Consider the following 3,257-nt stretch of genomic DNA (forward strand, 5'->3'; position numbering starts at 1 on the left):
GAAATGGCCTCTGCCAGGAGGTACCACAGGGCACCCAGTCCCATCACTGTTGATGCTATTCCGACGGCCGGGTTTTTTACGCTCACATTCACTTAACCACTCCAGATTTTCGAGACACGCCGAGGAAGAGAGCCCGGGGTTGTGTGCAATTCGGTTGTGTCCGCGGGCCCGGTGACGGGATTCCATCGACTTTCACTCCTTAGGTTACACGTGAAACCTGCCGTCCGTAGAGCCTGCTTCGATATGCGCGGGGTATGCACTCGAATACCCATCGCGTGTTTGCGCGGTCGCTGGTGTCGATCGCAGTCGATCGCTGGCGCATTCCTGGTTGATACTGCTCGTCGGTCAGGAAGACCGAAGGGTCGTCCGGCCGTCGGCGTTCGATCGCGCCTGCGCGGTCGCTTGGTGGTCTGTTGTGCCCCGGTTTGATGGAGACATCGAAAACCCGGAAGGATGCACAGCATGGTTGCACCACGGAAGTACCCCGACGAGCTGCGCGAACGCGCCACTCGGATGGCCATCGACGCCCGCAAGAACCCAGCAACCAGGACCGGTGCCTACAAGCGTGTCGCTGACCAACTCGGCGTCCATCCCGAGGCGCTGCGGACGTGGGTCAAACGCGCCGAGGTCGACGAGGGCCTGCGTCCGGGCACCACGAGTGACGACTCATCGCGTCTCGCCGAACTCGAACGCGAGGTCAAAGAGCTACGCCGAGCGAACACGATTTTGAGGCAGGCTTCGGCTTTCTTTGCGGCGGAGTCGGACCGCCCACACAGGTGAAGATCGAGTTCATCGACCGACACAAGGGTGAACACGGTATCCAACCTGCGACACGTTGAAAGACACCGACGCCGCGATCGCGCCGAGCACCTATTATGCCGCCAAGACGCGCACGGAATCGGCCCGTTCGACACGTGATCGGGAATTGAGCGAGCAGATCGCCACCATCCACGACGACAACTACAGCGTGTACGGCGTCCGGAAGGTCTATGCCGAGATGCACCGCCAAGGCACACCGGTTGCCCGCTGCACAGTGGAACGACTGATGAAGAAAGCAGGACTGAAAGGTGTTATGCGGAGCAAGAGTCCGCGCACCACACGACCGAAGGCTGAAACGGATCGTCCTGCAGATCTGGTCGAGCGCAGGTTCGTCGCCGACGCTCCGAACCAGCTGTGGGTCGCCGACATCACCTATTGCAGAACGTTCGCCGGCTACAACCGATTGGGGAAGACAGGATTGCCATGGGGCGGGCGGCTCCGCGCACGTACCCCACAGCTGAGTTCTTGTGGCTCGTTCGCGAGCGGCAGATCATCTCGACTGTTGCTTATGAGCTGGGGGTTCATCGGCCAACCGACTATGTGTGGGCGCGGAAATCGGGTATCGACCAGTGAGGCACGCAAGGTCAACCCGTGGCGTGAAGAGTTCCTGCGCCTGCGCAGTGCCGGACTCACACGCGTAGAGGCCAGAGTTTGTGTCGGGGCCGATGCCAGATCGGCGACCGACTGGGACAAGGTCATCACGATTATCAGCCGGGGTCGGGTCTATCCGGACGGGCGGGTGGTGCGGTACCAGGTAAAGAACAATGATGCTGTGCCAGAACGAAGAACCCGCTTGATCGGCGGAAGTGGTGTCGACCTGAACGTCGTCGAGAAGATCATCCATCCTTGGGCACTGTCGCGTTGTGGAACGCGACAGACTGAGAGTATGTGTGGGGTGACCACCCAAAGCTGTCGTACAAGGGCCACCGTTACCCGGTCGAGGTCATCAACCACTGCGTGTGGTTGTACTTCCGGTTCTCCCTCAGCTTCCGCGAAGTCGAGGAACTCATGCTCGAACGTGGTGTCGCGGTCAGCTACGAAACGATCCGGCGGTGGTGCGCTAGATTCGGGCAGGACTACGCGAACAGGCTGCGCCAACGGCGTCCGCGACTCGGCGACAAGTGGCATCTGGACGAGGTCTTTATCCGGATCAACGGCAAACTGAGTTACCTGTGGCGGGCGGTCGACCAGGACGGCAACGTGCTCGATGTGCTGGTCCAGTTCCGCCGAAACGCGTTGGCAGCCAAACGGTTCTTCGGCAAGCTACTCAAAAGGCTGGAGTATGTGCCGCGGGTGATCATCACCGAAAAGCTTGCCAGCTACCAGGTGGCGCGCCGCGAGATGCTGGCCTCGGTCGAGCATCGCCGATCGAAGTACTTGAACAATCGAGCCGAGAACTCGCATCAACCCACCAGGCAGCGAGAACATGCGATGAAACGCTTCACATCACCTGGCACGCGCAATGTTTCCTCTTCGCCTTCTCTGGCATCTCACCGCATTTCAGGCCCGGCCGACACCGGCTCACAGCACTCAAATGGCGTACCGAGATGGCCGACCGCTTCGCAGTCTGGCAGGAAGTCACCACGACCGACGCCGCAGCCTGAGAGCGAACGTCTCGGCGGTGTGCCGTAGCAGTCTGTCCCAAACTAGATGTGCAGCTACACTTTTAGAACAACGTGACAGTGCCCAGTCGGGTGGGTGCCATGGCGCCTGATGTCGGCGAGGCCGTTGTCGATCTGTCGGCCCGGATACTGTGTGATTGTCGATGGCGCGTTCCACGTCGTTGAGGTGGAGGGCCCTGGGTATCGGGGTCAGCTGTCCTTCAGCGCGTGGACGGTCTTGTGGTCGAAGGTCTCACGGAGGATGTGAATTGCGAAGAGGAGTTGCCAGGCCACGATCGTGTAGACCGCTCCTCGCTCGGAGATGCCGGGGAAATGGGTTCCGGCGCCTAGGGAGATCGCGAGAATGATCACGCTGACTAACCCGAGCGCTCCCAGGCCGATAGTGACGTGGCTCAGGCGGGGTCCGAGTAGCGGGCGGAGGGTCCTGGTGCCCGCCCAGATGGCCAATGCGTTACCTCCGACGATGCCCATGAGCGCTCCGATACTGTGAAACGCGACGAGCCCGCTTTCGGTGTTTTCGGGGCTGCCGTGCACGAGACCGACGAAGGCGATTCCGAAGCCTTGCACAATTGTGAGTGCGAGGAAAACGCTTTTACCTCCCCCTCGGGGCAGTACCCACCAGAGCGCTACGCCGGCGATCACGGTGGAAAGGCCGTATCCGACGAATCCTGCGTTCATGAGCTCGGACAGACGTGAGTTCAAGGTGTGGCCCTCGAAAACCACCTCTCCGGGAACACCTAGGTCGCTGATGAAGTTCCGGGCATAGCTGTAATTAGGGAATCCGATTGCTGAAATGGCCTCTGCCAGGAGGTACCA

2 protein-coding genes and 2 pseudogenes are annotated in these 3,257 nt (G+C 60.6%); 3 read left to right on the top strand and 1 reads right to left on the bottom strand.

Features of this window, described 5'->3' with window-relative positions:
• Nucleotides 1-462 precede the first annotated feature (462 nt).
• The 3 genes and pseudogenes from AC2ETI_RS32440 (at nucleotide 463) to AC2ETI_RS32450 (ending at nucleotide 2,423) form a co-directional block, all read left to right on the top strand.
• Nucleotides 463-780, top strand: a complete 318-nt coding sequence (locus tag AC2ETI_RS32440) for a transposase (RefSeq protein ID WP_483635036.1) — start codon at nucleotides 463-465, stop codon at nucleotides 778-780.
• A gap of 145 nt (nucleotides 781-925) precedes the next feature.
• Nucleotides 926-1,072, top strand: a pseudogene (locus AC2ETI_RS32445) (helix-turn-helix domain-containing protein); the annotation flags it as partial.
• A gap of 635 nt (nucleotides 1,073-1,707) precedes the next feature.
• Nucleotides 1,708-2,423 (top strand): annotated as a pseudogene (locus AC2ETI_RS32450) (IS6 family transposase).
• Between the two features lie 207 nt (nucleotides 2,424-2,630).
• Here AC2ETI_RS32450 and AC2ETI_RS32455 read toward each other — a convergent pair.
• A partial coding sequence (locus AC2ETI_RS32455) for a DUF998 domain-containing protein (RefSeq protein WP_483635037.1) occupies nucleotides 2,631-3,257 on the bottom strand: 627 nt, incomplete at its 5' end.

It is taken from the genome of Rhodococcus sp. MurmanLake-1, from assembly GCF_056945715.1.

Coding starts and splice junctions, on each gene's coding strand:
- AC2ETI_RS32440 (WP_483635036.1), top strand. CDS start 463: ATGGTTGCACCACGGAAGTACCCCGACGAGCTGCGCGAACGCGCCACT.